General features: G+C 63.4%; 4 protein-coding genes and 3 pseudogenes. 4 read left to right on the plus strand and 3 right to left on the minus strand.

What is annotated here, in order from left to right; translation table 11 throughout:
- Nucleotides 1-151: 151 nt before the first annotated feature.
- Nucleotides 152-705: pseudogene (locus tag ACLP9N_RS02150) on the minus strand (hypothetical protein).
- Between the two features lie 347 nt (nt 706-1,052).
- Between ACLP9N_RS02150 and ACLP9N_RS02155 the strand changes: the two are divergent.
- From ACLP9N_RS02155 to ACLP9N_RS02165, 3 genes and pseudogenes are all read left to right on the plus strand, one after another.
- The gene (locus ACLP9N_RS02155) at nt 1,053-1,337 is read left to right on the plus strand and encodes a hypothetical protein (RefSeq protein ID WP_442405853.1); all 285 of its coding nucleotides are present in this window, start codon (nt 1,053-1,055) and stop codon (nt 1,335-1,337) included.
- Nucleotides 1,338-1,363: 26 nt separating this feature from the next.
- Entirely contained in the window at nt 1,364-1,519 is a 156-nt protein-coding gene (locus tag ACLP9N_RS02160) for a hypothetical protein (protein WP_442405854.1), read from the plus strand.
- A gap of 23 nt (nt 1,520-1,542) precedes the next feature.
- A pseudogene (locus ACLP9N_RS02165) lies at nt 1,543-1,818 on the plus strand (adenylate/guanylate cyclase domain-containing protein); the annotation flags it as partial.
- A 331-nt stretch (nt 1,819-2,149) separates the two neighbouring features.
- Here the strand turns inward: ACLP9N_RS02165 and ACLP9N_RS02170 are convergent.
- The gene (locus ACLP9N_RS02170; protein ID WP_442405855.1) at nt 2,150-2,515 is read right to left on the minus strand and encodes a hypothetical protein; all 366 of its coding nucleotides are present in this window, start codon (nt 2,513-2,515) and stop codon (nt 2,150-2,152) included.
- A gap of 430 nt (nt 2,516-2,945) precedes the next feature.
- Here ACLP9N_RS02170 and ACLP9N_RS02175 point away from each other — a divergent pair, with 430 nt between their 5' ends.
- The gene (locus ACLP9N_RS02175) at nt 2,946-4,079 is read left to right on the plus strand and encodes a 6-phosphofructokinase (protein ID WP_442405856.1); all 1,134 of its coding nucleotides are present in this window, start codon (nt 2,946-2,948) and stop codon (nt 4,077-4,079) included.
- A gap of 742 nt (nt 4,080-4,821) precedes the next feature.
- Here the strand turns inward: ACLP9N_RS02175 and ACLP9N_RS02180 are convergent.
- Nucleotides 4,822-4,986, minus strand: a pseudogene (locus ACLP9N_RS02180) (IS256 family transposase); the annotation flags it as partial.

Here is a 4,986-nt window from a genome sequence, read left to right on the forward strand (position 1 = left end):
CACGACGTTGAAGTGCGCTCACGGCGACGAAATGCCGAAATCCCCACCCTGACCGCACAATGAAACCGACCATGCCGCGCAGCACCGGTGGACCCGCCGAGCCATTTACCGACCCAGGCTCCTAGGCGGCGCTGTGGGAATACGACCTGGGTCAAGGGCTGCGAGGCCCCATCATCCCGCCGCAGCCCATTCCGCCCATCATCCCGCCTGGACCCATCATCTGTTGCATCATGGCGGGCATCCCCTCCTGCACGAACCCGGTCACTTCCCGCGCGTGTGCACGGATGACGTCGGTGAGGGCGGGATCGTCGGCGGTCTCCTCGGCGATCACACCCGTAGGGGTGAACGTCAGCTTGCGGCGGTAGCCGCTGGCCTGACGGAAAAAAGCGGCAAGCTTTGGCTCATACAGACGACCTCGGTTCCTTGATCGAGGTGGGTGTACATACTTGAGACATGAGCCTGTAGTTGGGCCGTGAGGTCTGGGGCCTTCGATTCGGTGGTGGTGCGCACGCCACCGGGAATGTCCTCAACAACACGGTTGATTTCGCTGCGCCGCATGAACATCTCCATGTAGCAGCTCATGTCCATGTGGCCCGCGCCCATAAAGCCGCCGCCGTCGGTGAGGCGGATAGCCGGTGGCGGTTCAAAGAGGCTGCGAAGGACATCTCCGACATGGACCGCCGGTTCGAGGTCGAGGTTCCGCACCGGAGGCCACGAAGGTCGCCGCCAAGGCTGCGGCCAAGGTCGCCGCCAACTAGCGGAAGCGGAAGGAGGCGGGGGACACGCCCCCCCCCCCGGCTTTCCCCGTCTCACGGATAAGGAATGCTCCAGATGAGAAAGATCGCGCTGGCTATCGCCAGCACCGTTGCCACTCTTGGCGTTTCGCTGGGAGTGGCAGCCCCGGCGCAGGCAAGGGCATGGTGTACCTACGACTTCCCGGTGGCACCGCCATACGCGCAGTGCGTGAACTACGGCTCCGGCAACTTTGATGGTGGCTATTGCTGGCTAAACCAACCGGCGTACACGACAGACGGGCGGGCCATCCCAAGCAGTTGTGCGTACTACTACAACGCGCCGCCCACACAGGGCAGGCCACCATTGCCGCAAATCGTGCCGCCGCCGCCAGCACCATAACCGTCAAGTACACAGACCAGAGCACCAAGAAGCCGATCCCCGACTATCCCGAGGGCAACCTTGTCACCTCGGCGACGGCGACTTCACAGACTGTCGAGTCGACCTTGGACCTAGCAGGTCAGCCCGATTTCTTTCCCGATGGCGCGTTCACACCTGATGTCACCGTCAAGGCTGACGAGCAGGGGCCCCGATACAGCGGTTAGCGGCTGCGCCAGCCGAAGGGGGTCTGGTGATACGCGACATCTGGCTGCTGCGACTGCGTGCGCTGCTGGCGCGGGCTCACGGCGATGACGCGGCTTATGCGCACTTCTGGGATCGCTACCGCGATATGGCGAAAACGCTTTGCTTCGAAGGGCATATCGCGTGGGCCGAGGCAATGCCGTGACGGCGGCTACCCCATCGGGGGTGGTGACGTTTTTGTTCACCGATGTCGAGGGGTCGACCCGTCGGTGGGAGGCCGACGCCGATGGCATGCGGGCGGCGCTGAGCGCACACGACACGGTGTTGCGCACCGCGATCGAGTCGCACGGCGGCTTGTTGTTCAAGCACACCGGTGACGGTGTGTGCGCAGCATTCTCCTCGCCGAAGTCTGCTGTCGATGCCGCAGTGGCCGCGCCGCGTGCGCTGGAGTTGCCGGTGCGCATGGGGTTGGCGACCGGTGAGGCCGAGCTGCAAGACGGGGACTAATTCGGGCCTGTGCTCAACCGTGCTGCGCGGGTGATGGCGTCGCTCACGTTGTCGTAGGCGATCCCGTTCTTACGCAGCTGCATCAGGAACGCAAGATCTTCACTCCCGGTATCGGCATGAGCCGGTGCGACGACGGCGATCGCCCCGGGCGGACCACGCCAACCTCAATGCGCCCCGGGCCGACTACGTGAAGTTGCCCGGGAGGCCACAACGTCAGCACCACCTAGTCTAGCGCCGCTGCAACACCGCCTTAAATTCCAGAAGGTCGATAACCGATGTTCTGGAATGGCCCAGCGACTTTGTGACCAAATCTGTCCTGCCGGTCGCTTTAGCCCAATTGCCCCTGGGCCTGCAGCCCGAGATAGGTGCGGACCATAGCCAGTTCAACGCCAATTGCGGCGGCTTCGAATTGCATCAGATCGCGGTAGGTGTCGTCGGCGCGGTGTTCGATGAGGGCGTCGCGCAGGTGGTCGGTGAGCCGATCCTCCTGCCACCAGAAGTTGAGCTCGTAGCGGATCTCGTCTAGCCGCGCTACGACATCCCCATCATCCAGCGGCGATCGCCCATGCAGGGTGCTTTTGAGTTGGTCGGCAAGCTGCGGGGATTGGGTACGGCTTAGCACTTCAACCCGGTCTTCGGGGTCCAGCGTGTAGAACCACGACAGGTCGACAGGTCGTGTGGGGTTGTCGTGCATGCCCCGAACCGTAGCCCCGTCCGCGGCGAAGGAAAACGGCCGGGCACCCCTTGGCCCGGCCGTCCCCTTTTGGTACCGCTAGTTCATGACCCCCTGCGCGCCTCTGACGCTTACTGCGGGGGCGGGAATGATGGTTGAAGAATGAGGTACACCATTCGACTCACCCTCCTCGGGAAGGTGGTCTTCAGCTGCGAGTTCGGCGGGCAGTCCTTGCGGCATGCCTCTCCCAGAACCTCGCCGAGTGGTGGACACGGGTCGCCGTCGTCCTATGTATCGGGATCGGATCAACCCGCTTGGGCAATCGCATGACATGCAGCCATCGCCATTGCTGTCGATGCGGACCGTCTATACGGAACTGAACGCCGGGATAGCTGGGGCTGATCGTTGGCGTACCGAAGCTTAGGCGTGGGTGCGTAGGGTTTCCCTCGTGATGTCTCGCATCAAACGGGTCGCTCTGAGCACTGGTGGCGGTGACGCGCCGGGACTCAATGCGGTCATCCATGCGGCCTCCCTGGCTGCACGAAACCGCGATTGGGAAGTCGTTGGGATCCGCGATGGGTTCAATGGGTTGCTCTCCCCAGCCGACTATCCCGATGGTGGGTTGATCGAGCTGACTCGTGACAGGGTTCGCGGCATCATCCACCAGGGTGGCACGATTATCGGCACCACCAATCGTGGCAACCCGACCGCCTATCCGGTGCAACAGCGCGACGGCACCCGGATCGAGGTGGACCGGACCCAAGAGTTGCTCGGCCGCTTCGAGGAGCACCGGATCGATGCGTTGATCCTGATCGGCGGCGACGGATCGATGTCGATAGGCCGACACCTGCACGAGGCTGGACTGCGTCTGGTCGGGGTACCCAAGACGGTCGACAACGACCTGGATAAGACGACGTCGACGTTCGGCTTCGACACCGCTGTCGACTTCGCCTCGCAGTGCATCGACCGGCTGTTCTCCACCGCTACCTCGCATGGCCGGATCATCGTGGTGGAGGTGATGGGCCGCTACGCCGGATGGATCGCCCTGAACGCCGGCATGGCGTCGGGGGTGCACGCGATCCTCATCCCGGAGATCCCTTTCAGTCTCGAACCAGTGGCCGCGTTGATTACACACCGCGAGCGGCACGGCGCGAAGTTCTCTATCGTTTGCGTCGCCGAGGGCGCCCGGCCCGTCGATGGAGGGGTATCGATCGTGGGCAAGTCGCCGGGGCAGGCCGAACGCCTCGGTGGCATCGGCGCCAAGGTGGCCGCCGAACTCGAAGAGATGACCGGACGAGAGGCACGCACGGTCGTGCTTGGCCACTTGCTGCGGGGCGGTTCGCCTACCTCGTTCGACCGGTTGCTCGGCCTGCGCTTCGGCGCCGCTGCCGTGCGGGCCCTCGACGAAGGACAAAACGGTGTGATGGTGGCTCTAAACCCGCCGACGGTGGACTACGTACCGCTCGCCGAGGCCACCCGCCGGCAGAAGAAGGTCCCGCTCGACTGCGACTCGATACTGACCGCCCGTGATATGGGGATCAACTTCGGGGACGAAATGCCCAGCCACAGCACGATTGGACGATGACCGCCACCTGGCGGCAAAGCAGCGACAAGATGCCGACGCGCTCCCACATTCGTGGGCAAAATCCCGAATAAGCGGGCATCCACCGAGGGCCCGCCTTCGACGTCCTGGGCTAACCACACAAACCAAGACGAGGACAACACGTTGGCACAGCAGCGGCGGCCTCTGGCGCGGTGACGCCAGGCTGCGGGGCATCCCCGCTCTGGTCTATTACCTGCGTATAAATGCAGGACTCGTTCACGAGAAGGAGCTGCAGCAGAAGCTCCAGCGCGGAGAGAACCTACCGTCGGTGTGCGACTGGGTCTTCTCCTCCGGTAACCATGTACTGGCCATCGAAGCCAACAACCGCGTGCTACACCACCCCTTCGCTGAACGCACACGCACGGTAGAGGAGTTTCGAACGATCTGGGGCACAACCTGATTGGTGACACCCCCGATTCTGGCAAGACGAAGTTTGAGCAGCTCGCATCGACGATTGGACTGCGCCGAGGTCAACACGGCCTTACAGGTCGGTTCACGGTCACCGAACAGAGCCTGTTCACCCCGCTGGTCGCAGTACCTGACTCGGGCTTGACCTACACCGAACTCGTCGACTTTGACGTAATCACCCGAGCTAAACAGGTTCCGGGGCTGCATTGCCAAAACGTGTTGCCACCGGCTGTCATACCGCAAACTGTTTCGCACCGACATCCTGCCGAGAGGTTGTCCCGAGTTCCGTGGAACTTCGGTGGCGGTCCGGTGAGCATCAGGCTGCGCTCACCTGGTCATTGTGCACGACGGGTCCGACAGGTTCGGCGGTTTCGCGTTCGAGTGCAGCGCGGACTGTGGGTAGGTGCAGGTGGCCGTTGACGCGGCGGAACTGTTTGCCGGCTTCGACCATGCCGGCGGCGCACCAGCGCAGCGCCATCTG

This window comes from Mycobacterium sp., assembly GCF_052144515.1.
Taxonomy (GTDB): Bacteria; Actinomycetota; Actinomycetes; order Mycobacteriales; family Mycobacteriaceae; genus Mycobacterium.